General features: G+C 72.1%; 23 protein-coding genes. 14 read left to right on the forward strand and 9 right to left on the reverse strand.

The annotated features are described in order from the left end of the window. The first annotated feature begins 98 nt into the window (after positions 1–98). The 7 genes from rimO (at position 99) to D581_RS1000000142420 (ending at position 4,836) form a co-directional block, all read left to right on the forward strand. Positions 99–1,580, forward strand: a complete 1,482-nt coding sequence (gene rimO, locus D581_RS0135220) for a 30S ribosomal protein S12 methylthiotransferase RimO (protein WP_026291190.1) — start codon at positions 99–101, stop codon at positions 1,578–1,580. Continuing rightward, positions 1,577–2,383, forward strand: a complete 807-nt coding sequence (gene pgsA, locus D581_RS0135225; protein ID WP_018961817.1) for a CDP-diacylglycerol--glycerol-3-phosphate 3-phosphatidyltransferase — start codon at positions 1,577–1,579, stop codon at positions 2,381–2,383. Before rimO ends, pgsA begins: the two co-directional genes overlap by 4 nt. After that, a complete protein-coding gene (locus tag D581_RS0135230) occupies positions 2,380–2,889 on the forward strand; it encodes a CinA family protein (protein ID WP_026291191.1) in 510 nt (169 codons plus the stop codon). Before pgsA ends, D581_RS0135230 begins: the two co-directional genes overlap by 4 nt. A 109-nt stretch (positions 2,890–2,998) precedes the next feature. Beyond that, positions 2,999–3,382: a helix-turn-helix domain-containing protein gene (locus D581_RS0135235; protein ID WP_003965837.1), complete on the forward strand. Its 384-nt coding sequence runs from the start codon at positions 2,999–3,001 to the stop codon at positions 3,380–3,382. 255 nt (positions 3,383–3,637) lie between these two features. Further along, complete coding sequence (locus D581_RS0135240; protein WP_018961819.1) at positions 3,638–4,108, forward strand: Dps family protein; 471 nt, start codon at positions 3,638–3,640, stop codon at positions 4,106–4,108. A gap of 52 nt (positions 4,109–4,160) precedes the next feature. Then, positions 4,161–4,352, forward strand: coding sequence for a CsbD family protein (locus D581_RS0135245; RefSeq protein ID WP_026291192.1), 192 nt, complete (start codon positions 4,161–4,163; stop codon positions 4,350–4,352). A 151-nt stretch (positions 4,353–4,503) separates the two neighbouring features. Beyond that, entirely contained in the window at positions 4,504–4,836 is a 333-nt protein-coding gene (locus D581_RS1000000142420) for a hypothetical protein (protein WP_078626012.1), read from the forward strand. Here D581_RS1000000142420 and D581_RS0135250 read toward each other — a convergent pair. From D581_RS0135250 to D581_RS0135260, 3 genes are all read right to left on the reverse strand, one after another. Next, on the reverse strand, positions 4,784–5,548 hold the full coding sequence (locus tag D581_RS0135250; RefSeq protein ID WP_026291193.1) for an SDR family oxidoreductase: 765 nt from the start codon (positions 5,546–5,548) through the stop codon (positions 4,784–4,786). The genes D581_RS1000000142420 and D581_RS0135250 overlap by 53 nt on opposite strands. Positions 5,549–5,584: 36 nt before the next feature. After that, positions 5,585–6,478, reverse strand: coding sequence for a DNA-formamidopyrimidine glycosylase family protein (locus tag D581_RS0135255; RefSeq protein WP_018961822.1), 894 nt, complete (start codon positions 6,476–6,478; stop codon positions 5,585–5,587). 184 nt (positions 6,479–6,662) lie between these two features. Next, on the reverse strand, positions 6,663–11,348 hold the full coding sequence (locus tag D581_RS0135260) for an Lhr family ATP-dependent helicase (protein WP_018961823.1): 4,686 nt from the start codon (positions 11,346–11,348) through the stop codon (positions 6,663–6,665). Between the two features lie 102 nt (positions 11,349–11,450). Here D581_RS0135260 and D581_RS0135265 point away from each other — a divergent pair, with 102 nt between their 5' ends. From D581_RS0135265 to D581_RS0135275, 3 genes are all read left to right on the forward strand, one after another. Continuing rightward, positions 11,451–12,299, forward strand: a complete 849-nt coding sequence (locus D581_RS0135265; RefSeq protein WP_018961824.1) for an AraC family transcriptional regulator — start codon at positions 11,451–11,453, stop codon at positions 12,297–12,299. A gap of 162 nt (positions 12,300–12,461) precedes the next feature. After that, positions 12,462–13,295 carry an AzlC family ABC transporter permease gene (locus tag D581_RS0135270; RefSeq protein WP_018961825.1) on the forward strand — a complete coding sequence of 278 codons (834 nt, stop codon included), beginning with the start codon at positions 12,462–12,464 and terminating at the stop codon, positions 13,293–13,295. Beyond that, the gene (locus D581_RS0135275; RefSeq protein ID WP_018961826.1) at positions 13,292–13,597 is read left to right on the forward strand and encodes an AzlD domain-containing protein; all 306 of its coding nucleotides are present in this window, start codon (positions 13,292–13,294) and stop codon (positions 13,595–13,597) included. The genes D581_RS0135270 and D581_RS0135275 overlap by 4 nt, the downstream gene beginning before the upstream one ends. 100 nt (positions 13,598–13,697) lie before the next feature. Here D581_RS0135275 and D581_RS0135280 read toward each other — a convergent pair whose 3' ends face one another. Continuing rightward, a complete protein-coding gene (locus tag D581_RS0135280; RefSeq protein ID WP_018961827.1) occupies positions 13,698–14,612 on the reverse strand; it encodes a hypothetical protein in 915 nt (304 codons plus the stop codon). Between the two features lie 79 nt (positions 14,613–14,691). On the opposite strand from D581_RS0135280, the gene D581_RS0135285 reads away from it, so the two are divergent. Then, entirely contained in the window at positions 14,692–14,886 is a 195-nt protein-coding gene (locus tag D581_RS0135285) for a DUF3046 domain-containing protein (protein ID WP_003965827.1), read from the forward strand. Between the two features lie 247 nt (positions 14,887–15,133). Further along, positions 15,134–16,249, forward strand: coding sequence for an AI-2E family transporter (locus D581_RS0135290; protein WP_018961828.1), 1,116 nt, complete (start codon positions 15,134–15,136; stop codon positions 16,247–16,249). Positions 16,250–16,273: 24 nt separating this feature from the next. Here the strand turns inward: D581_RS0135290 and D581_RS0135295 are convergent, their stop codons facing one another. Beyond that, positions 16,274–17,158: an SDR family oxidoreductase gene (locus D581_RS0135295; RefSeq protein WP_018961829.1), complete on the reverse strand. Its 885-nt coding sequence runs from the start codon at positions 17,156–17,158 to the stop codon at positions 16,274–16,276. Positions 17,159–17,503: 345 nt separating this feature from the next. Here D581_RS0135295 and recA point away from each other — a divergent pair, with 345 nt between their 5' ends. After that, entirely contained in the window at positions 17,504–18,643 is a 1,140-nt protein-coding gene (recA, locus tag D581_RS0135300; protein WP_018961830.1) for a recombinase RecA, read from the forward strand. Positions 18,644–18,646: 3 nt separating this feature from the next. Next, positions 18,647–19,375, forward strand: a complete 729-nt coding sequence (recX, locus tag D581_RS0135305) for a recombination regulator RecX (protein WP_018961831.1) — start codon at positions 18,647–18,649, stop codon at positions 19,373–19,375. Between the two features lie 202 nt (positions 19,376–19,577). Here recX and D581_RS0135310 read toward each other — a convergent pair whose 3' ends face one another. The 4 genes from D581_RS0135310 to D581_RS1000000142425 form a co-directional block, all read right to left on the reverse strand. Beyond that, on the reverse strand, positions 19,578–20,252 hold the full coding sequence (locus D581_RS0135310) for a DUF6197 family protein (protein ID WP_018961832.1): 675 nt from the start codon (positions 20,250–20,252) through the stop codon (positions 19,578–19,580). A gap of 307 nt (positions 20,253–20,559) precedes the next feature. Then, positions 20,560–21,012 (reverse strand): rhodanese-like domain-containing protein, encoded by a 453-nt coding sequence (locus D581_RS0135315; RefSeq protein WP_018961833.1) that lies wholly within the window; start codon positions 21,010–21,012, stop codon positions 20,560–20,562. Then, positions 21,009–21,620: a cupin domain-containing protein gene (locus tag D581_RS0135320; RefSeq protein ID WP_026291195.1), complete on the reverse strand. Its 612-nt coding sequence runs from the start codon at positions 21,618–21,620 to the stop codon at positions 21,009–21,011. Before D581_RS0135320 ends, D581_RS0135315 begins: the two co-directional genes overlap by 4 nt. 74 nt (positions 21,621–21,694) lie before the next feature. Beyond that, positions 21,695–21,781, reverse strand: a complete 87-nt coding sequence (locus tag D581_RS1000000142425) for a putative leader peptide (protein WP_311605579.1) — start codon at positions 21,779–21,781, stop codon at positions 21,695–21,697. Between the last annotated feature and the right edge of the window lie 16 nt (positions 21,782–21,797).

Below are 21,797 nucleotides of genomic sequence, written 5' to 3' on the forward strand. Positions count from 1 at the left end.
TTCCCCGGCCCGGACCGCCTGCTACGGGGAGTAACAGCGGAGAGGGCAGGCAACCCTGCACGGCAGGGGGGCCGCCGCGACAAAGTAGTCTTGAGTCCATGCCCGAACGCCGTACCGTCGCCCTTGTCACTCTTGGATGCGCCCGTAACGAGGTGGACTCGGAGGAGCTTGCAGGCCGCTTGGCAGCGGACGGCTGGGACCTCGTCGAGGATGCCTCCGACGCGGATGTCGCAGTCGTCAACACCTGTGGGTTCGTCGAAGCCGCCAAGAAGGACTCCGTCGACGCCCTGCTCGAAGCCAACGATCTGAAGGATCACGGCCGCACCCAGGCCGTCGTCGCCGTCGGCTGCATGGCCGAGCGCTACGGCAAGGACCTCGCCGAGGCCCTGCCGGAGGCGGACGGCGTCCTCGGATTCGACGACTACGCCGACATCTCCGACCGGCTCCAGACCATCCTCAACGGCGGCATCCACGCCTCGCACACCCCGCGCGACCGCCGCAAGCTGCTGCCGATCAGCCCCGCCGAGCGGCAGGACGCCGCCGTGGCGCTGCCCGGCCACGCCCAGGAGACGCCCGCCCCCGCGCCCGAGGACCTCCCCGAAGGGGTCGCACCGGTCTCCGGGCCGCGGGCGCCGCTGCGCCGCAGGCTCGGCACCAGCCCCGTCGCCTCGGTGAAGCTCGCCTCCGGCTGCGACCGCCGCTGCTCCTTCTGCGCCATCCCCTCCTTCCGCGGCTCGTTCATCTCGCGGCGTCCCTCGGACGTGCTCCAGGAGACCCGCTGGCTGGCCGAACAGGGCGTCAAGGAGGTCATGCTCGTCTCCGAGAACAACACCTCCTACGGCAAGGACCTCGGCGACATCCGCCTCCTGGAGACCCTGCTGCCCGAGCTGGCCGACGTGGACGGCATCGAGCGGATCCGGGTCAGCTACCTCCAGCCCGCCGAGATGCGCCCGGGCCTCATCGACGTCCTCACCTCGACCCCGAAGGTCGCCCCGTACTTCGACCTCTCCTTCCAGCACTCCGCCCCCGGCGTGCTGCGCGCGATGCGCCGCTTCGGCGACACCGACCGCTTCCTGGAGCTCCTGGACACCATCCGGAGCAAGGCCCCCCAGGCCGGCGCCCGCTCCAACTTCATCGTCGGTTTCCCCGGCGAGACCGAGGCGGACCTCGCCGAGCTGGAACGCTTCCTCACCGGCGCCCGACTCGACGCGATCGGCGTCTTCGGGTACTCGGACGAGGAGGGCACCGAGGCGGTCGGCTACGAGAACAAGCTCGACGCCGACACCATCGCGGAGCGCCTCGCCCACATCTCCCAGCTGGCCGAGGAGCTGACCTCGCAGCGGGCCGAGGAGCGCGTCGGCGAGACCCTCCAGGTGCTGGTGGAGTCCGTCGACTCGGAGGAGGACGGCGAGGTCGCGATCGGGCGCGCGGCGCACCAGGCCCCCGAAACGGACGGCCAGGTGGTCTTCACCACACGCGAGGGTCTCGTGCCGGGCCGTATGGTCGAGGCAAAGGCAGTGGGCACCGAGGGCGTCGACCTGGTGGCCGAACACCATGAGCTTGCGGAGGTAGCCAGATGACCGGAGTCCCGGCATCCGCGGCAGGCGGCTCCGGCGCGAAGCCGGTCCGCGGCGGCAAGCTGGGCACTGCGGCCGTCAACCAGGCCAGCCTGTGGAACATCGCCAACATCCTGACCATGGTGCGGCTGCTGCTCGTGCCCGGGTTCGTCCTGCTGCTGTTCCACGACGGCGGATACGACCCGGTCTGGCGCGCGTTCGCCTGGGCGGCCTTCGCCGTCGCGATGATCACCGACCTGTTCGACGGTCATCTGGCGCGGGCGTACAACCTGGTCACGGACTTCGGGAAGATCGCCGACCCGATCGCCGACAAGGCGATCATGGGCGCGGCGCTGGTCTCGCTGTCCGTCCTGGGTGATCTGCCGTGGTGGATCACCGGGGTGATCCTCGCCCGTGAGCTGGGCATCACGCTGATGCGGTTCTGGGTCATCCGGCATGCGGTGATCCCGGCCAGCAGAGGCGGCAAACTGAAGACGCTCGCGCAGGGGACGGCGGCCGGGATGTACGTCCTGGTGCTCACCGGGCCCCTGGCGACCTTGCGTTTCTGGGTGATGATGGTCGCCGTCGTGCTGACGGTCGTCACCGGACTCGATTACGTACGTCAGGCCGTGGTCCTGCGTCGCCAGGGTCTCGCCGCCGAGCGCGCGGCCGCGGCCGAGCGGGCCGCGGAGGCCCTTCAGGCCACCGCTGTCACCGCCGCCGCCGCCACCGCCACCGCCGCCGGTCCGGCCGCCGAGGCCGTGGCCGGCGCGAAGGACGTACGCGATACCGCCGAGGCGCGCGACGCCGCGGAGGCCGAGCGGTGACAGCCGCTGCCCGGGTGCTCCGGCTTCTCGGAGCGCGGGGTGAGACGCTCGCCGTCGCCGAATCGCTGACGGGCGGCCTGGTGGCCGCCGACCTGACTTCGGTACCCGGCGCCTCCCGGTCCTTCCGCGGATCGGTGACGGCTTACGCCACCCCCCTGAAGCGGGACGTCCTGGGCGTCGACGGGGGCCTGCTGGCGGAACGCGGAGCGGTGGACCCCGAGGTCGCGCTGCAGATGGCGGCCGGCGTCCGCCGGGTCCTCGACGCGGACTGGGGCGTCTCCACCACGGGGGTCGCGGGACCGGAACCACAGGACGGGCAGCCGGTCGGCACGGTGTACGTCGCCGTGGCCGGGCCCTCCGGCATCGAGAAAGTGACGGCTCTGCGGTTGAATGGTGAGAGGGCGGATATCCGTAGTGAGAGTGTGCGAGGCGCCCTCCAACTGCTCGCAAGTGAACTCGGTGAGAATGCGCGGGCACAGGATACGGAACAGACCGGGGGGAATTGATGTTTGCAGCCCTGAGTGAACACGTCATCGCTCCCGGCACGGCCACAGCACAAGGCGGTACGGTAGGGCGTGAAGGATGCGGCTACGCGGTCCGAGGAGGGAGCCACCGATGATTCTGCTCCGTCGCCTGCTGGGTGACGTGCTGCGTCGGCAGCGCCAGCGCCAAGGCCGTACTCTGCGCGAAGTCTCCTCGTCCGCCCGGGTCTCGCTCGGTTATCTCTCCGAGGTGGAGCGGGGGCAGAAGGAGGCATCCTCCGAGCTGCTCTCCGCGATTTGCGACGCGCTTGACGTACGGATGTCCGAGCTCATGCGTGAAGTGAGCGACGAGCTCTCGCTCGCTGAGCTGGCCGAGTCGGCAGCTGCCAGTGATCCGGTCCCAGTACCGGTTCGTCCCATGCTCAACTCCGTCTCCGTCTCGTCGGTCGCAGGTGTGCCGTCGGGCCGGGTGACCATCAAGGCGCCCGCGGAAGCGGTGGACGTCGTCGCCGCCTGATCCACGCGGCACAGTTGCTCGACCGGAGTCCCGGTCGGTCCCTACCGGGGCCGGCCGGGACTTCCGCGTTCGATGCCCACATGACCGCCGATTCTTCCGTGCGGCCTGGGGGCCGCGCGCCTCATACGGGTGTGAGCCCTCGGTGGGTGGGCAGACGGAGGACAAGGCTCGCGTGACCGTTTTGCTTCATATGTGCCATCGTGGGTGATGCACCGAGACGGTCAGCGAAGCGGCTGACGGATGGGAGTAGCGCACATGTCTGTGGTCAAGAGCACGTTGTCCGAGAGCGACCTCAAGGTCGTGGGAACGGCGCTGCAGGGCGCTCTGGTCGACCTCGTCGACCTCTCCCTGGTGGCCAAACAGGTCCATTGGAACGTGGTCGGTCCACGCTTCCGCTCCGTGCACCTTCAGCTCGACGACGTCGTCGTCACGGCCCGGCAGCACTCCGACACGGTCGCCGAGCGCGCCTCGGCGGTCGGGGTCAACCCGGACGGGCGTTCCGGCACGGTCGCCAAGGAGACCGCCATCGCGTCCGTGCCCGAGGGCTGGATCAAGGACACCGACGCCGTGCGGATCCTGGTGGACGCGCTGGGCGTGGTCATCGGCCGGATGCGGGAGCGCATCGAGGTGACCGACGCACCGGATCCGATCACCCAGGACCTGCTGATCGGGCTGACGGCGGAGCTCGAAAAGCACGCGTGGATGTTCCAGGCGGAAAGCGCCTGAACCGGCGCCCGACCGGTGACCGCGGTACGTCCCGAGCAGAAGGAGCGACATCATGAGTGACGGAGCCATGGACAAGATGAAGGGCAAGGGCAAGGAGGCTGTCGGCAAGCTGACCGGCGACCGCCGCAAGGAGGCCGAGGGCAAGGCCGATCAGGCCAAGGGCGGCGCCAAGGACGCGGCGGGCGGAGTCGGCGACCGTGCCAAGGGCGTGAAGGACTCCCTCCGCCGGGACGACGACGAGTAGTCCTGAGCCACTGCCCCGAGGTCTGAGTGCCCCCGCCGTTTCGGCGGGGGCACTTCTCCGTGTGGGCGACCCCTCGGCCGGGCGTTCTGGATGCACCACGGCCGCTGCCAGGGGAAACTGCCGGAAAGGACGTCGGCCGCGGGAGGCAGCGATGATACGGCGATGGGTGCCGGCGCTGGTTCTCGGCGGGCTGTGGTGGTGGGCGGTGCTCCGGCTGGTGCTGCGTCCGGAACAGGCGGGGCTGGTGGAGGGGGCGGTGGCGGCGGGGGGCTGGGGGCTGAGTCTGTTGCCGGTCCATGTCGCGACGGTCGGGGCGGTGGCCCCGGTGCGGCCGGTGAGTCCGTCGGGGCGGTCGGGGCGGTCAGGGGGGTCGGGGCGGTCGGGTCTGCTCGGGCCGTCGGGCTCGTTGGGTGCGTTGGCGCGGCGGTGGTCTACCAAGGCATGGCGACGCCGCCGTTCGGCCGGAGAATCTGACCGGTCATGAAGGCCGAGGCGTCCGAGGCCAGGTGCAGCACGGTATGGGCGACGTCCTCCGGTTCGCCGACCCGGCCCAGCGGGGAGATCCGGGCCATGGTCGCCTCCGCCCGGTGCTGACCCGGGGCATCGTGCCGGTCGGTCATGGGCGTACGGATCCAGCCGGGTGCGACGGCGTTCACCCGTATGGCATGAGGCCCCAGCTCCGTGGCGAGCGTTTTGGTGAGCTGCACCACGGCGGCCTTCGCGACGCTGTAGCAGAGCAGGCCCGCGCTCGCCGAGTCCACCGCGCCGGACGCCATCGTGATCAGCGAGCCGTGGGTGGAGCGGGCCGTCATGGAGCGGGCCACTTCCTGGCAGGCGTACAGCACCCCTCGGAAATTGACGGCCAGCACGCGGTCAAGGTCCTCGTCCGCCGTCTCCAGCGCGCTGCTGGTGTGCATGATCCCGGCCGAGGCGACCAGGACGTCGAGCTGCCCGGCCGCGCAGACGGCCGCACGGACCTGGTCGCGGTCGGTGACGTCGAGAGGGTGGGCCCGGGCGCTGCCGCCCGCTTCGGTGATCAGGTCGGACATCCGGCGCAGCCCCGTCTCGTCACGGTCCGCACAGTGCACCGTCGCCCCGGCCTCCGCGAGCAGCAGTGCGCTCGCCCGCCCGATGCCGCTCGCCGCGCCGGTGATGAACGCGGCGCGGCCCGTGAGGTCGTACGCGGAGAGAGGCATGACGGGACCGTACGACCGCATCTGACGGGGCGTCAACTAGGGGGTCGGTCCCGATTGGCAACCGGGACACCAGTAGGTGGGGCGGTCGTCCTGGTCGGTGAGACGGATCGGGGTTCCGCAGCGCAGACAGGGGCGACGGGCCCGCCCGTAGACGTACAGCCGCTCCTGTACGCGAACGGGGGGCCGGGCGCGTGGGCGGGCGGGCGGTGTGGTGGCCGGGGTGCTCGGTGGGGGTGCTGTGGCGGGCGGGCTCGGCGGGTCCGGTGGCGTGCGGAGTTCGGCGGTGATCGTCGTGGTGCGGGTGGGGCGGTCGCGGTTGGCGCGCAGCAGTCGCTCGGCGAGCGTGACGAGTCGGAGGAGCTCCCCGTCGGGGAGGGCGCCCACGGGGAGCCACGGCGTGACGCGTGCCAGAAAGCACAGCTCGCACTTGTAGACGTTGCCGATGCCCGCCAGATTGCGCTGGTCCAGGAGTGCCTCGCCCAGGGGGCGCTCCGGCGCGGCGAGCAGCCGGTCCAGTGCCAGGCCGGGATCCCAGTCGGGGCCCAGCAGATCAGGGCCCAGATGGCCCACGGCCCGGTCCTCCTCGCTGGTGCGCAGCAGCTCCAGCACCGGGAGCCGGTAGCCGACCGCGGTGTACTCCGCGTTGGCGAGGATCGCGCGGATCTGGTGCCCCGGGCCGCCCCGCCAGCGTTCGTCCGGGGCGTACACCTTCCAGGCGCCGTCCATCCGGAGGTGGCTGTGCAGGGTCAGGCCGCCCTCGACGCGGGTCAGCAGGTGCTTGCCGCGGGCGGTGACGTCCAGGACGGTCCGGCCGGAGAGGTCGGCGGTGGCGAAGCGGGGGACGCGCAGGTCCGACCGGGTCAGCACCAGCCCGGCCAGCGCTTCGTGGAGCCGGGTGGCGGTCTGGAGGACGGTGTCTCCTTCGGGCATGCCTCCATGATGGGCCGCGCCGGGGCGTTCGTGCGACGGTCCGGCCCACCGTCGGGTCGGGTGGCGCCCGGCCGGGGTCGGTGGCGTCGCAGACCGGGCAGGTGCCCTCCGCCGGGGTGCCGTCCGTCGAGATGCCGGGCCCGGGACGGTCGGGGACGGCACCTCGGATCGTCGGTGGCTCGGTTCAGGCGCGCAGGCGCAGGCCTCTCGGAGTGGCGAGGAACCCGGCGGACTCCAGCGTCCGGCCCAGCGGCGAGGTGAGGGAGGAGACGCCGTTCGTCCGCTCCACCGTCACCGTGCCCAGGGCGCCGGCGCGGGCCGAGGCGGCCAAGGCCTCGGCCGCCGCCCGCAGGGCCGGGGCCTCGGGGTCGGACGGCCACGCCAGGAGGGTCTTCCCGCCCCGCTCCATGTAGAGCGTCAGCTCGCCGTCGACGAGCACCACCAGTGCCCCCGCCTTGCGGCCCGGCTTGTGTCCGGCGCCGTCAGGGGACTCGGGCCACGGCAGGGCGGCGCCGTACGCGTTGGCCGGGTCGGCCGCGGCCAGCACCAGAGCCTGGGGTGCGGAGTCCGGATCCCGACGGTCGCGGGCCGTGGAGGCCGCACGCAGGCGGTCCACCGCGCCGTCCATCGCGAACTGGGCGGCCCCGAGCCCCTCGACCACATAGCCGCGCCGCGCCTGCCCGTTGTCCTCGAAGGCGGCCAGGACCCGGTACGTCGCGGAGAAGCCGCCCTCCACCCCTTCGGCCTGCACCGCGCCGCGGGTCACCACGCCGTGCCGGTCGAGGAGGGTCCGGGCCAGGGCGTGGGCACGGTGGGTCGGTTCCGGTTCGGCCGGGGGCAGCAGGGACCAGCGGCCCGAGACGGTCGGCGGGCCGGTCCGGGACGCGGGGCGGGCGGCGGCGGTGAGCGAGCCGTAGCGCCCGCGCGGGACGCTGCGCCGGGAGCGGTGGGCGGTGGAGCCCGCCGTCCGGCCCGAGCCCAGGAGTGAACGCAGCGGGGCCAGGGTGTCGTTGGTGAGCCGCCCGGACCAGGCCAGGTCCCACAGAGCGTCGGCCAGCTGCTGGTCCGTGCAGTCCGGGTGGGTGGTGGCCCGGACCTGGTCGGCGATCTGCCGGAAGAAGAGGCCGTAACCGCCGGAGAGCGTGGTGAGCGCGGACTCGTGGAGCGCCGACAGCTCCAGCGGGTGCGGCGGGGGCAGGAGCAGGGGCGCGCTGTCGGCGAGGTAGAGGGAGACCCAGCCGTCCTTGCCGGGCAGGGCTCCCGCCCCGGCCCAGACGACCTCACCCGTGGTCGACAGCTCGTCGAGCATCGCCGGGGCGTAGCCCATGACCCGGCTCGGCAGGATCAGCTTCTCCAGCGCCGACGCGGGAACGGGAGCGCCCTGGAGCTGCTCGACGGCGCGGGCCAGCCCGTCGATGCCCCGCAGACCGTTGGAGCCGAAGTGCTGCCACTGGGGGAGGAAGGAGGCGAGGGCCGCGGGCGGCACCGGCTCCAGCTCCTGGCGGAGCGCTGCCAGCGAACGGCGGCGGAGCCGGCGCAGCACCGTGGCGTCGCACCATTCCTGGCCGATGCCCGCCGGGTGGAATTCCCCCTGGACGGTCCTGCCGGAGGCCGAGAGACGTTGCAGCGCCCCGTCGGTGACGGCGGTGCCCAGGCCGAAGCGCTCGGCGGCCCTCGCGGCGGTGAACGGGCCGTGCGTCCGGGCGAAGCGGGCGAGGAGGTCGCCGAGCGGGTCCTTCACCGGCTCGGTGAACGCCTCGGGAACGCCGACCGGGAGCGCGGTGCCCAGGGCGTCGCGGAGCCGGCCCGCGTCCTCGATCGCCGCCCAGTGACCGGCCCCGGCGATCCGGACCTGGATCGCCCGGCGGGCCGACGCCAGCTCCGGTGCCCAGGACGGCTCGGCGCCCCGCTCGGCCAGCTCGGCGTCGGTGAGCGGACCGAGCACGCGCAGCAGGTCGGCGACCCCCTCGACGTCCTTGATCCGCCGGTCCTCGGTGAGCCACTGCAGCTCCCGCTCCAGCTCGGTGAGGACCTCGGGGTCGAGCAGTTCGCGCAGCTCCGCCTGGCCCAGCAGTTCGGCGAGGAGATGGGAGTCCAGGGAGAGGGCGGCGGCGCGCCGTTCGGCGAGGGGCGAGTCGCCCTCGTACAGGAACTGCGCCACGTAACCGAAGAGGAGCGAGCGGGCGAACGGCGAGGGTTCCTGGGTGGTCACCTCGACCAGCCGGACCCGGCGTGCCTCCAGGTCGCCCATCAGCTCCGTGAGCCCGGGGACGTCGAACACGTCCTTGAGGCATTCGCGGACCGCCTCCAGAACGATCGGGAACGAGCCGAACTCCGAGGCGACCTGGAGCAGCTGGGAGGCCCGCTGGCGCTGCTGCCAGAGCGGGGTGCGCTTGCCGGGGGAGCGCCGGGGCAGCAGCAGGGCGCGCGCGGCGCACTCCCGGAACCGGGCGGCGAACAGGGCCGATCCGCCCACCTGATCGGTGACGATTCCCTGGACCTCGCCCTGGTCGAAGACGACGTCGGCGGCCGCCACCGGGGGCTGGTCGCTGTCGTACGCCACGGCTCCCGGCGCCGTTCCGTCGTTCCCGGTGTCCGGGGGCCCCGGGGCGTCGAAATCGAGCAGATCCAGGCCCATCATGTCCGCGTCGGGCAGCCGCAGCACGATCCCGTCGTCGGCGTGCATCACCTGGGCGTCCATCCCGTAGCGCTCACCGAGGCGGGCGGAGAGCGCGAGCGCCCAGGGGGCGTGTACCTGCGCGCCGAAGGGGGAGTGCACGACGACCCGCCAGTCGCCCAGCTCGTCCCGGAACCGCTCGACCAGGATCGTCCGGTCGTCCGGGACATGACCGCAGGCCCGGCGCTGCTCGTCCAGATAGGCCAGGATGTTGTCCGCCGCCCAGGCGTCGAGCCCGGCGGCCAGCAGGCGCAGCCGGGCGTCCTCCTCGGACAGTCCGCCGATCTCACGGAGGAACGCCCCCAGAGCGCGCCCGAGCTCCAGGGGACGGCCCAGCTGGTCGCCCTTCCAGAACGGCAGCCGGCCCGGAACGCCCGGGGCGGGGGAGACGAGGACCCGGTCCCGGGTGATGTCCTCGATCCGCCAGGACGTGGTGCCCAGGGTGAAGACGTCGCCCACACGGGACTCGTAGACCATCTCCTCGTCCAGCTCGCCGACCCGGCCGCCGCCCTTCTTCGGATCGGCCCCGGCGAGGAAGACTCCGAAGAGCCCTCGGTCGGGAATGGTGCCGCCCGAGGTGACGGCGAGCCGCTGCGCCCCGGGGCGGCCCGTGACCGTGCCCCCGACGCGGTCCCACACGACCCGGGGGCGCAGCTCCGCGAAGGCGTCGGAGGGATAGCGTCCGGCGAGCATGTCGAGCACGGCGGTGAACGCCGACTCGGGAAGCGAGGCGAACGGGGCCGCCCGGCGGACCAGGGCCAGCAGGTCGTCCGCCTGCCAGCTGTCCAGCGCCACCATGGCGACCAGCTGCTGGGCGAGGACGTCCAGCGGGTTGGACGGGATGCGCAGCGCCTCGATCGCCCCGGTCCGCATCCGCTCGGTGACCACGGCGGCCTGCACCAGATCGCCGCGGTACTTCGGGAAGACCACCCCGGTGGAGACCGCTCCCACCTGGTGCCCGGCCCGGCCCACCCGCTGGAGGCCGGAGGCGACGGAGGGCGGGGACTCCACCTGGATCACCAGGTCGACCGCGCCCATGTCGATGCCCAGCTCCAGGCTGGAGGTGGCCACCACGGCAGGCAGCCGGCCCGCCTTGAGATCCTCTTCGACCTGGGCCCGCTGCTCCTTGGAGACCGAGCCGTGGTGGGCGCGGGCCAGCAGGGCGGGAGCGCCCCTGCCCGCACCGGACTGGGCCATGATCTCGGCGGGGGCGTGCGCCTCCGGGAGGACGGGGGCCGGGTTGTCGGGGTCGAACGCGGTGCCGGTGGCCCGCTCGTACGCGATCTCGTTCAGCCGGTTGCACAGCCGCTCCGCCAGCCGCCGGGAGTTGGCGAAGACGATGGTGGAGCGGTGCGACTGCACGAGATCGGCGATGCGCTCCTCGACATGCGGCCAGATCGAGGGCTTGTCCGCCTGGCCGGAGTCACCGCCAGTGGCGGGCGAGCCGCCCAGCTCGCCCAGATCCTCGACCGGGACCACGACCGAGAGGTCGAACTCCTTGGTGGACCGGGGCTGGACGATCTCCACTTTGCGCTGCGGCGACAGGAAGCGGGCCACCTCGTCGACCGGCCGCACCGTCGCGGACAGGCCGATGCGGCGGGCGGGACGCGGCAGCAGCTCGTCGAGACGCTCCAGGGACAGGGCGAGATGGGCGCCGCGCTTCGTGCCGGCGACCGCGTGCACCTCGTCGAGGATCACCGTCTCGACGCCGGCCAGCGCGTCCCGGGCGGAGGACGTCAGCATCAGGAACAGCGACTCGGGCGTGGTGATCAGGATGTCCGGCGGCCTGGTCACCATGGAGCGCCGCTCGGCGGGCGGCGTGTCTCCGGACCGGATGCCGACCCGCACCTCCGGCTCCGGCAGACCCAGGCGCACCGACTCCTGGCGGATGCCGGTCAGCGGCGAGCGGAGATTGCGCTCGACGTCGACCGCGAGGGCCTTGAGCGGGGACACGTACAGCACCCGGCAGCGCTTCTTCGCGTCGGCGGGCGGCGGCTCGGCCGCCAGCCGGTCCAGCGAGGCGAGGAACGCGGCCAGTGTCTTACCGGAACCGGTCGGCGCGACGACCAGGACATCGCTGCCCTCGCCGATGGCCCGCCAGGCGCCCTCCTGCGCCGCGGTGGGCGCGCTGAAAGCCCCGCCGAACCAACTGCGGGTCGCGGGCGAGAACGCGTCGAGCGCGGATCCGGTCATGCTCCCCATCGTGCACCCCGGCACTGACAACGAGCCGGTGACACCGCCCGCGTTGGCCCGCTCAGCCGGTGGCCTACGGCCGGGACCTGCGAGAATGGCGTCATGACGGGAGCGGACGGCACGGAGGAATGGGCACGGCACTGGCAGTACGCCGCGCTGCCCGACCTCGATCTGCTGCGCGCCCGGTACGTCCGCCACACTTTCCCCCGGCACAGCCACGAGGGCTACGTCTTCGGCGCCGTCACCGGCGGCGTGGAGGACGTGGGGCTGCCGGGCGGCACGGTCCACGCGGTCCCCGGAACCGTCGTCATGATCAACCCGGAGGTTCCGCACACCGCCCGCTCCGGGGCCCCCGAGGGGTGGGCGTACGCCACGCTCTACCCGTCGGCCCGGGTCGTCAACGACATCGCGGCCGAGGTGACGTCCCTGCGCGGCACGGTCGGCTTCGCCGAGACCCGGGTGACCGACCCCCATGCCTCCCGCCTGATCACCGAGGTGCACCGGGCGGCGGAGGAGGGCAACGCGCTGGCGGCCGACAGCCTGCTGCGGGTCCTGGTCACCCGGCTCCTCAGCCGGCACGGCAGCCCCTTGCCCGGACTGGCCACGCACGCCGGGGGTGCGCGGAACGCCATGCGCGCCCGCGCCGCGCTGGAGGAGCGCATGGCCGCCCCGCCCACGCTGGAGGCGCTCGCCGCGGAGCTGGGCATCGGCCCGTTCGCACTGCTGAGAGCCTTCAAGAAGGAGTACGGGATGCCGCCCCACACGTGGCTCACCAATGCCCGGGTGCGCAGAGCCCGCCGCATGCTCGACGCCGGCGGCGCGCCCGCCGAGGCCGCGACCGCCGTCGGCTTCACGGATCAGCCGCATCTCAATCGCCACTTCACCCGGATCGTGGGTGTGCCGCCCGGCGCCTACCAGCGCGAGCGCGGAGTGCTGCGGCCCGGCACGTGAGGGCGCAAGAACGTACCGGTGATGGCGCAGAACATTCCGGTGATAATGGCGCAGAACATGTCAGCGGGTGTGCGGATCGCATCTCTCCGTGTGCGGAGAATGCCGACTGGTGTGCAAGAACGTACAAGACCCGGCCCCGGTGATCCCCGTAGCGTTCCGGGCGTGGCAGAACAGACAGCACCCCCAGGGAGCACCGGCGCGCCCGGTGCCCTAGCGTCCGGTCCGACCGGCCGGTCGGCCGAGGCCCTTGCGGACAAGCCGGACGGGGCCGTCGTCCGCGACGCGCTCGGCGTCGGCATCGCCGTCGGGCTCTCCGGCTTCGCCTTCGGCGTCACCTCCGCCGGCTCCGGCCTCAGCCTGCTCCAGACCTGCGTCCTGAGTCTTCTCGTCTTCACCGGCGCCTCGCAGTTCGCCCTGGTCGGCGCGCTGGCCGCGGGCGGCAACCCCTACACCGCGGCGGCCGGGGCGTTCTTCCTGGGCGTCCGGAACGCGTTCTACGGTCTGCGGCTCTCGCAACTGCTCGCGCTTCCCCGCGCGGTACGGCCCTTCGCCGCCCACTGGGTCATCGACGAGACGACCGCGGTCACCCTGCCCCAGCCCACCCGGCGGGCCGCGCGCATCGGCTTCACGGTCACCGGACTCACCCTGTACGTGCTGTGGAACCTCACCACCCTGGTGGGCGCCCTGGGCGCCGAGGCGCTGGGCGACACCGACGCGTGGGGCCTGGACGCGGCGAGTCCCGCGGTGTTCCTCGCGCTGCTCGCGCCGATGCTCAAGAGCACCGTCGAACGCGTCACGGCGGGGCTGGCCGTCCTGCTGGCCCTGACGCTGCTGCCCGTTCTGCCGGCGGGCGTGCCCGTTCTGGTGTCGGCGCTCGCGGCACCCGTCGTCCTCTTCCTCATGGGACGGACGAAACGGGGACCGGAAGCCGAGGACGGCGCGGCGGCCCGGCAGCGGAAGACGGCACAGCAGGAGAAGGAGGAGCGGCGCCCATGAACGTCTGGATCGCCATCGGACTGACCGTGGCGGGCTGCTACCTCGCCAAGCTCCTGGGCCTGCTGGTGCCCGCCGGCGTGCTGGAGCGACCACTGGTCCAGCGGATGGCCGCCCTGCTGCCCGTGGCGCTGCTGGCGGCTCTCACCGCACAGCAGACCTTCGGCGACGGTCAGCAACTCGTCCTCGACGCCCGTGCCGCCGGTCTCGGGGCAGCGGCACTCGCCCTGGTCCTCCGCGCTCCCTTCCTGGTCGTCGTCGGGGCGGGAGTCCTGGTCACGGCCGGATTCCGGGTACTGGCCTGAGCGAGCGGAACGCCCGAGAACCGAAACGCGGGAGCGATCCGTCCGCCACACCGGACGCGCGCCGCCACACCGGACGCGCGCCGCCACACCGGACGCGCGGTCAGCCGAGCGGACGACCGTACGAGCGGAGCGTCCCCAAGGCCCTGAGCGTCACCAGGGGGCGTCCTTCCAGTGCGGTTCCCGGGGCCCACTGACGCCAGGTCACCGGCCATCCGCCGTCGTCCTGCTGCTCGGCGGCCAGGTGGTCGAGCGAGCGCTCCAGCTCCGCGTCCGTGAACCAGCGGCGGGCCAGGGACCCGGGAGTACGGGCGTAGTCGTGCGGGAAGTGGTGCTCGCCCGGCGCGTAGCCCGTCGCCACCGGGTGCTCCGCCCGCCGGGAGGGGTCGAGCACCGCGAGCCGTTGTTCGCGCACCAGGCGGCCGAGCCGGTCGGCCGCGACCTCGGCGCGTGCCCGGTCCGGGGCGCAGTCCAGAAAAGCGACCGCGGCCTCGATCTCGTAAGGATGGGACTGTTCCAGAGCCTCGACGGCACTCCAGCAGAAGTCCGTCGCCCGGAACAGCCAGGCGTGCCACACCTGATTGCCGTGGAGCAGCCCGACGACCGGGCCGGTCGCGAGCAGCTCCGCCGGAGGGTCGTCCACGATGGGGATGAACGGGGCCGCCGGATACCCGCGCTGGGTAGGAAGCAGAGCGGGAAGTGCGCCTTCTCTGGTTGATACATCGGTCAGAAAACGGCAGATCCGTTCGACGCGCTGTCCGGCGCAGCGATCGATCGAGTCAAGAACGCTCAGCGCATGGGCGGTGTGCAGCGGTTGGCTCACCGGACCCCGGAGATCGGGTTCCAGCGCGTGACCGTAGCCGCCGTCCTCGTTCTGATAGGCGGAGAGGGCCGTTTCCACGGCGTCGGGATCGCCGTCCAGGAAGTCATGGGCGAACCTCCGCTGTTCGAGGACACGGGCCGTGAGCCAGATGAACTGTTCGGCTCGCGCGAGGGTGCTTGCTCCGGTTCCAGCCATGGACCGACCGTAGAGGGGAAAGGCGTCCGGCACATGCCCGGCGGACCGGCTGCACTCTCAGGAGCGGGATACTGGTGGCATGCGGTTGACGATTTTCTGGGAGCGGATGGCCGACCACTTCGGTGCGGCGTACGCGGACTCCTTCGCCCGTGACCATGTGATGGCCGAACTCGGCGGCCGCACGGTGCACCAGGCGCTGGACGCGGGCTGGGACGCCAAGGACGTCTGGCGCGGGGTCTGTACGGCCATGGACGTTCCGGCCGACAGGCGCTGAAGCCTGCGTGCGTTCCGGCGGGCGAGCGCTGACCCGTTCCGGGCGAGCGCTGACCCGTTCGGGGCGGGAACGGGACCGGCACGGACGGGAGCGGCCGGCTCGGGGCGGGGGACCGGCGGCCGTCGGCATAGGCCAGACTTGTCCCGTGTCATCGACAGACGAGACCGCCCCGGCTCAGCCGTCCGCATCCCCACCCGCCCCGCCGGCCGCACCGCCTGCGCCGCCCTCCGGCGCGGGCGGGGTCCGCATGCCCGGCTGGCTGCCGCGTGCGATGGTGCTGGCCCTGGCGCTCTACGCCTGCTTCCAGCTCGGCAGTTGGGCGTTCTACCAGCTCATCGGGTTGCTGACGAACGTGCTGATCGCGTTCTTCCTCGCGCTCGCCATCGAGCCCGCGGTCGGCCGGATGGCGGGTCGCGGCATGCGCCGCGGGCTGGCCACGTTCCTCGTCTTCCTCGCAGTGATGATCTCCGGCGTCGGATTCGTGGTGCTGTTGGGGTCGATGCTCGCGGGCCAGATCGTCGACATGGTCGACGAGTTCCCCAAGTACATCGACTCGGTGATCAACTGGGTCAACCAGACCTTCCGTACCGAACTCTCCCGGGTCGAGGTCCAGGACAGCCTGCTGCACTCCGACTGGCTGCAGAAGTACGTCCAGAACAGCGCCACCGGAGTGCTCGACGTCTCCACCACGGTCCTCGGCGGGCTGTTCCGGCTGTTGACGATCTTCCTGTTCTCCTTCTACTTCGCGGCCGACGGGCCCCGGCTCCGCCGCGCCCTGTGCTCCGTCCTGCCGCCGGCCCGGCAGACCGAGGTGCTGCGCGCCTGGGAGATCGCGGTCGACAAGACCGGCGGATACATCTACTCGCGCGGTCTGATGGCGCTGATCTCCGGCGTGGCGCACTACGTCCTGCTGGTGATCCTCGGGGTGCCCTACGCCCCGGCACTCGCCGTCTGGGTCGGACTCGTCTCGCAGTTCATCCCCACCATCGGCACGTATCTCGCGGGCGCCCTGCCCATGCTGATCGCCTTCACGGTCGACCCCTGGTACGCGCTGTACGTGCTCGGGTTCGTCGTGATCTACCAGCAGTTCGAGAACTACGTGCTCCAGCCCAAGCTGACCGCGAAGACCGTCGACATCCACCCCGCGGTCGCCTTCGGGTCGGTCATCGCCGGCACGGCCCTGCTCGGCGCGGTCGGAGCGCTGGTCGCCATTCCCGCCGTCGCCACCCTCCAGGCGTTCCTCGGCGCCTATGTGAAGCGGTACGACGTCACCGACGACCCACGCGTGCACGGGGGCAGCAGCCGCGCGCCCGGGAGGCCGTTGCCGTCCCGGATACGCCGTCTGGTGTGGCCTCGGCGGTAGCAGCCGGTCGTGGCGGGGGCCGCCTCAGCGGTAACCCGTCACATCGGCCGGCAGGCCGGGGTCCTGGACCTCGGTCAGATACCGCCAGGCGTCGGGCCGGCTCCCGTCCACATCGGTGAAGCCGTACACCTGGGCGAGCTGCCCGCTGGAGAGCGACCTGCCGTTCCAGCGGGCCACCTCGGGGTCGCCGGCGAGGGCGGCCACGGCGCGGCCGACGTACGCGGGGGACTCGGAGATCGCGAAGTGGGGCGTGTGCGCGACGGCGTCCCGCCAGGTGGTCTCGGTCACCCCGTGAGCCTGGAGCATGGCCTCGGACCGCAGCCAGCCCGGGGTGAGCGCCACAGCCGTCGCGTGGTGCGGTGCGAGCTCATGGCCGAGGGTGAAGGCCATCCGGTTCACCGCGGCCTTGGCCAGGTCGTAGAAGAACGAGACGCGGTAGTGGGACGCGTTGTACTCGTCCGTCCCGTCGGTCATCTCGACGACCAGGCCGCCCGGTGTCTCGATCAGCAGCGGCAGCGCGAAGTGACTGGTGATGGCATGGGTGTCGACGGCCAGCCGCAGGGTGTGCAGCCCGATGTCGAGCGACGACTCCCACACCGGCCTGTCCCACTCGATCTCGGCCCCCCAGATGTCGTTCACCAGAATGTGCAGTGCGCCCTGCTCGCTCGCGATGCGGGCCACCAGAGCCCTGACCCGGTCGGGAACCAGATGATCGACCTGGACGGCGATGCCCCGCCCGCCCGCCGCGTCGACCAGGGCCGCGGTCTCCTCGATCGTCTCGGGCCGGTCCATCTCGGACCGCTCGGACCCGCTCGTGCGGCCGGTCACATACACGGTCGCCCCGGCGGCGCCGAGCTGGACGGCGATGCCCCTCCCGGCCCCGCGGGTGCCTCCGGCGACCAGTGCCACGCGGCCGGCCAGATCGGATCCGGGGGTCTGTCCTCCGTCGGGTACTTCGAGCCCCGCAATCGCTCCCATATCAATCGAATATAGGGCGATACGCTCAAGTGTGCAGGTACGACTGCGTTCGGCCAGAGACTTCGGTCTGGGCTCCGGTCACGGGGCGACCGCGGGGCCGCGTGGTGCGCTTGACATGAAAATCGAACATCCATTCTGATGGGATTCCGGCCGGGTTTTCCCGGGCCCGGCCGCGGAGTTGTCCACAGGCCGGGAGGACGTCGAGGCCCGTTGTCAGTGGCAGGGGTTAGCGTCTGAGACGTGAAGCGATCGACTCAAGCAAATCGGGTGGAACCCATGGCAGCAGGCAACGACCGCGAGAAGGCGCTGGACGCCGCACTCGCACAGATTGAACGGCAATTCGGCAAGGGTGCGGTGATGCGCCTGGGTGAGCGGCCGAACGAGCCCATCGAGGTCATCCCCACGGGATCGACCGCGCTGGACGTCGCCCTCGGCGTCGGTGGTCTGCCGCGCGGCCGTGTGGTGGAGGTGTACGGGCCGGAGTCCTCCGGTAAGACGACGCTGACGCTGCACGCGGTGGCGAACGCGCAGAAGCTCGGCGGTTCGGTGGCGTTCATCGACGCCGAGCACGCGCTGGACCCGGAGTACGCGAAGAAGCTCGGCGTCGACATCGACAACCTCATCCTGTCCCAGCCGGACAACGGTGAGCAGGCGCTGGAGATCGTCGACATGCTGGTGCGCTCCGGCGCCCTGGACCTGATCGTCATCGACTCCGTGGCGGCCCTGGTGCCCCGTGCGGAGATCGAGGGCGAGATGGGCGACTCGCACGTGGGTCTCCAGGCGCGTCTGATGAGCCAGGCCCTCCGCAAGATCACCAGTGCGCTCAACCAGTCCAAGACCACCGCGATCTTCATCAACCAGCTCCGCGAGAAGATCGGTGTGATGTTCGGCTCCCCGGAGACCACCACCGGTGGCCGGGCGCTGAAGTTCTACGCCTCGGTGCGCCTGGACATCCGCCGGATCGAGACGCTCAAGGACGGCACCGACGCCGTCGGCAACCGCACCCGTGTCAAGGTCGTCAAGAACAAGGTCGCCCCGCCGTTCAAGCAGGCGGAGTTCGACATCCTCTACGGCCAGGGGATCAGCCGCGAGGGCGGTCTGATCGACATGGGCGTGGACCACGGCTTCGTCCGCAAGGCCGGCGCCTGGTACACGTACGAGGGCGATCAGCTCGGCCAGGGCAAGGAGAACGCCCGCAACTTCCTCAAGGACAACCCCGACCTCGCCAACGAGATCGAGAAGAAGATCCTGGAGAAGCTCGGAATCGGTGTCCGCCCGGACGCCGATGCGGGCGAGCCTGCCGCGGACGCCGCTGCGACGGCGGCTGGAGCACCGGCGGCCGAAGCGGCGGCGAAGCCGGCGACCACCGCGGCCGCCAAGGCCAAGCCGGCCAAGACCGCGGCGGCCAAGAGCTAGGCCGTGACACGTCGTACGGAGTGGCCGGGCGGCCCTGCCGAGCCCGGCGGCGACCCCGAATCCGACTACGGGCCCGTCGAGCCGGAGGCCGGCGCCGGGGCGCGGCCCGGGCGCCGCTCACGCGGTGGAGCGGGCGCCGGGAGCGGATTCGGCGAGGGGGCGGGCCGCCGTGCCCGCTCCGGCACCAGGAGCAGCGGCTCCCCTTCCTCGTCGAGGGCCGAGAAGGGGGAGCCGCGTGACCCGGTCGAGCAAGCGCGCAACATCTGCCTGCGGCTGCTCACCGGGACGCCGCGAACGCGCAAACAGCTCGCGGACGCCCTGCGCAAGCGGGAGATACCGGATGAGGCGGCCGAGGAAGTGCTCGCGCGCTTCGAGGACGTCGGGCTGATCGACGATGCGGCGTTCGCCGGGGCGTGGGTGGAGTCCCGGCACCACGGTCGGGGACTCGCGCGCCGTGCCCTCGTCCGTGAGCTGCGGACGAAGGGCGTGGACGCCACCGTGATCGACGAGGCGGTCGGTCGGCTCGACCCGGATCAGGAAGAGGCGACGGCGCGGGAGCTCGTGGCCCGCAAACTCCGCTCCACGCGGGGTCTGGACCGGGACAGGCGGCTGCGTCGCCTGGCGGGGATGCTCGCACGCAAGGGATATGGGGAAGGCATGGCCCTGCGGGTGGTGCGTCAGGCGTTGGAGGAGGAGGGCGAGGACGCGGAAGGCCTGGACGAGCCTTTCTGAATACGGGGGACCGGAGTGTGTGCGCCCGGGGGCGAGGGCCGACCAGGGGAGCGGCGACCGCCATCCGCAATCCGACGGCCAGCGACCAGTGGTCAGCGGCCAGTGGGCAGCGGCCAGGGTGCAGCAGCGTCCGGCGGCCGCCTTCAACAACCAGCGGATGGTGCCCCCCGACGGCCCGCGTCCGATGGTCAGGGGCCCACGGTCACTGTCCCGCCAGGGACGCGCGACGGATGGTGGCGTCCACGAGTGCCAGGGCGTCCGCTGCGGTGCGGCCGGGGTGGCGGTTCCAGGGGCCGATCAGTCCGGGCCACCCCTGCGCGCGCAGCTCCGTGATCAGCCAGGCACCCGCCCGGTCCACGGTGTCGAGGGAGCCGTAGCCGAGGCGGTGCGCGGAGATGAGGGCGCCGCAGACGCAGCGGGCGCCACGGGTGTTCCGCAGCCGGTACGGGGTGTTCTGCCAGCCCCACTCGGCCAGGATCTGCCGTGCGTAGCCGAGATGGGTCGACGGGCGGAGGTCGCCCTGCCCGACCCGCCGCCAGAGGTGGACGCGGTCGGGCAGCATCGCACCCACCCTCCCGGGCAGCGGACGCTCGTGGGGAGGCGCGACGGGCAGTGTCCGCAGGGTGTCGTCGACGAGCCGGTCCACCGGCACGGACAGCAGGGTGCGCCAGTCGAAGGGCTCTGTGGGTGCCGGTTCCGCAGGTTTCGTGGGTTCCGCGGTCCGTGCGGACGTGGGCTCCGCCCGAGTGAGCAGGACCTCGGGAGGCTCGGGAACCGTGCGCTCCCAGCCCGTGACGATCTGCTGCCACGCCTGGGTGTCGTGCAACCGGGAAGCCTGGCCGTCGAGCTGGTCCGGGGTGAGGAGAGCGGTCGCCATGAATGCGTCATCTCCGTACATTTCGGTCCTCTGTGTGAGGCGAATGTCGGTCACGCACGGCGATTGCTCCAGTGGAACGTGGCATTTGGGTGTGTGACATCCGAACGGATCGGATGCCTGACGCTGTCCCCTGACGCCTGTTCCCTGTCCCCTGATGCCTGACGCCCGCCACCTGAGCTCAGGTGGCGGGCGCTGGAGGGCAGATCCCGGGGGCATGCCCGGGATCTGATGCCCGGCCACCAGCCCCCGGCCACCAGCCCCCGGCCACCAGCCCCCGGCCACCAGCTCCCGGGCATCAGCTCCCAGGTCAGGTGGAGGTGGAGGTGGCGGCGGAGACGACGGGAAGGCCCGCGCCGCGCCACGCCTGGAAGCCGCCGATCAGGTCGGTGGCGCCGTGCAGGCCCAGCTGCCGCAGCGAGGCGACCGCGAGGCTGGAGGCGTATCCCTCGTTGCAGATGACGACGATCCGGAGGCCGTGGCCGACCGCTTCGTCGGCGCGGTGGCTGCCTCGGGGGTCGAGCCGCCACTCCAGTTCGTTGCGTTCGACGACCAGTGCGCCCGGGATCAGTCCGTCCCGGGCGCGGAGCGCCGCGTACCGGATGTCCACCAGGAGGGCCCCGGCCTCCGCCGCCGCGGCAGCCTCGGGCGGGCCGATCCGGTCGTAGCCGGCCCTGACCCGCTCCAGCAGTTCGTCGATGCCCAGGGGCGTCGGGGCGGCCGGTACGGCCTCGCCCCGGTCCGTGTTCCGGTCCTCGCTCACTGCCAGTCCTCCGGGCTCTCGGTCTGCTCCAGGCGGAGCACCGCACCGGTTCGGCTGAACCGGCGGATCCGCGGCAGGGGCGGGTAGTAGGCGTGGACGGAGACCGCGTGGGCGACCTCGGACTCGTTGAGGACCTCATGGACGTGGTTCTGTCCGAAGGCCCTGCCCTGACCGGTCGCCAGCTTCCTCGACCGGTCCACCCCGTCCGTCAGCTCCAGCGTCTTCCAGCCGTCGGTGGGCAGCCGCACAGCCAGCGAGTGCTCCTTGAGGGCGCCGGCAGCGGTGGTGAACGCGCCGAACGAGTCGGCGTGGTCGTGCCAGCCCGTGCCGGTGCCCGGCGGCCAGCCGATGAGCCATGCTTCGCTGCCGCCCGGTCCGTCGAGCCGGATCCAGGTGCGGCCCTCCGGATCGAGGGGCAGCGAGGCGATGAGCGCCTCGTCCCGAGCGGCGCTGCGGACGAAGTCCATCAGCTCCGCGACGGTCGGTGCGGCGGAAGTGGTTGCGGAGCCCCCGGTCATGGGGGTGGAAGGTGCGGAGCCCCCGGCCACAGGGGCGGAAGGGGAAAGAGCAGCGGCAGCCGTGGGCACGGCGGAGCTGGGGGAAGACACGAGGACCGTCCTGGGAGTTCGCACGCGGGTTCCGGCCGTGCGGAAAACAGCACGCACCGGCGGAGGGAGGCGAGTCAGCAGGACGGGCGACACACGCAGCCCGCGTAACGGACGAGGTCCATATGGACCCTCCGCCACAGGCGCACATCGGTGTCGGTCATGATCTGGAGTACACCA

Source organism: Streptomyces sp. CNB091 (genome assembly GCF_000377965.1).

Excerpts from the sequence above, each read along its gene's own strand:
- pgsA (WP_018961817.1), top strand. The coding sequence starts at position 1,577 with ATGACCGGAGTCCCGGCATCCGCGGCAGGCGGCTCCGGCGCGAAGCCG.
- D581_RS0135265 (WP_018961824.1), top strand. The coding sequence starts at position 11,451 with ATGACGGGAGCGGACGGCACGGAGGAATGGGCACGGCACTGGCAGTAC.
- D581_RS0135290 (WP_018961828.1), top strand. The coding sequence starts at position 15,134 with ATGCCCGGCTGGCTGCCGCGTGCGATGGTGCTGGCCCTGGCGCTCTAC.
- D581_RS0135240 (WP_018961819.1), top strand. The coding sequence starts at position 3,638 with ATGTCTGTGGTCAAGAGCACGTTGTCCGAGAGCGACCTCAAGGTCGTG.
- D581_RS0135235 (WP_003965837.1), top strand. The coding sequence starts at position 2,999 with ATGATTCTGCTCCGTCGCCTGCTGGGTGACGTGCTGCGTCGGCAGCGC.
- recA (WP_018961830.1), top strand. The coding sequence starts at position 17,504 with ATGGCAGCAGGCAACGACCGCGAGAAGGCGCTGGACGCCGCACTCGCA.
- D581_RS0135260 (WP_018961823.1), bottom strand. The coding sequence starts at position 11,348 with ATGACCGGATCCGCGCTCGACGCGTTCTCGCCCGCGACCCGCAGTTGG.
- D581_RS0135245 (WP_026291192.1), top strand. The coding sequence starts at position 4,161 with ATGAGTGACGGAGCCATGGACAAGATGAAGGGCAAGGGCAAGGAGGCT.
- D581_RS0135250 (WP_026291193.1), bottom strand. The coding sequence starts at position 5,548 with ATGCCTCTCTCCGCGTACGACCTCACGGGCCGCGCCGCGTTCATCACC.
- rimO (WP_026291190.1), top strand. The coding sequence starts at position 99 with ATGCCCGAACGCCGTACCGTCGCCCTTGTCACTCTTGGATGCGCCCGT.
- D581_RS0135275 (WP_018961826.1), top strand. The coding sequence starts at position 13,292 with ATGAACGTCTGGATCGCCATCGGACTGACCGTGGCGGGCTGCTACCTC.
- D581_RS0135255 (WP_018961822.1), bottom strand. The coding sequence starts at position 6,478 with ATGCCCGAAGGAGACACCGTCCTCCAGACCGCCACCCGGCTCCACGAA.
- D581_RS0135280 (WP_018961827.1), bottom strand. The coding sequence starts at position 14,612 with ATGGCTGGAACCGGAGCAAGCACCCTCGCGCGAGCCGAACAGTTCATC.
- D581_RS1000000142420 (WP_078626012.1), top strand. The coding sequence starts at position 4,504 with ATGATACGGCGATGGGTGCCGGCGCTGGTTCTCGGCGGGCTGTGGTGG.
- D581_RS0135310 (WP_018961832.1), bottom strand. The coding sequence starts at position 20,252 with ATGGCGACCGCTCTCCTCACCCCGGACCAGCTCGACGGCCAGGCTTCC.
- D581_RS0135285 (WP_003965827.1), top strand. The coding sequence starts at position 14,692 with ATGCGGTTGACGATTTTCTGGGAGCGGATGGCCGACCACTTCGGTGCG.
- D581_RS1000000142425 (WP_311605579.1), bottom strand. The coding sequence starts at position 21,781 with ATGACCGACACCGATGTGCGCCTGTGGCGGAGGGTCCATATGGACCTC.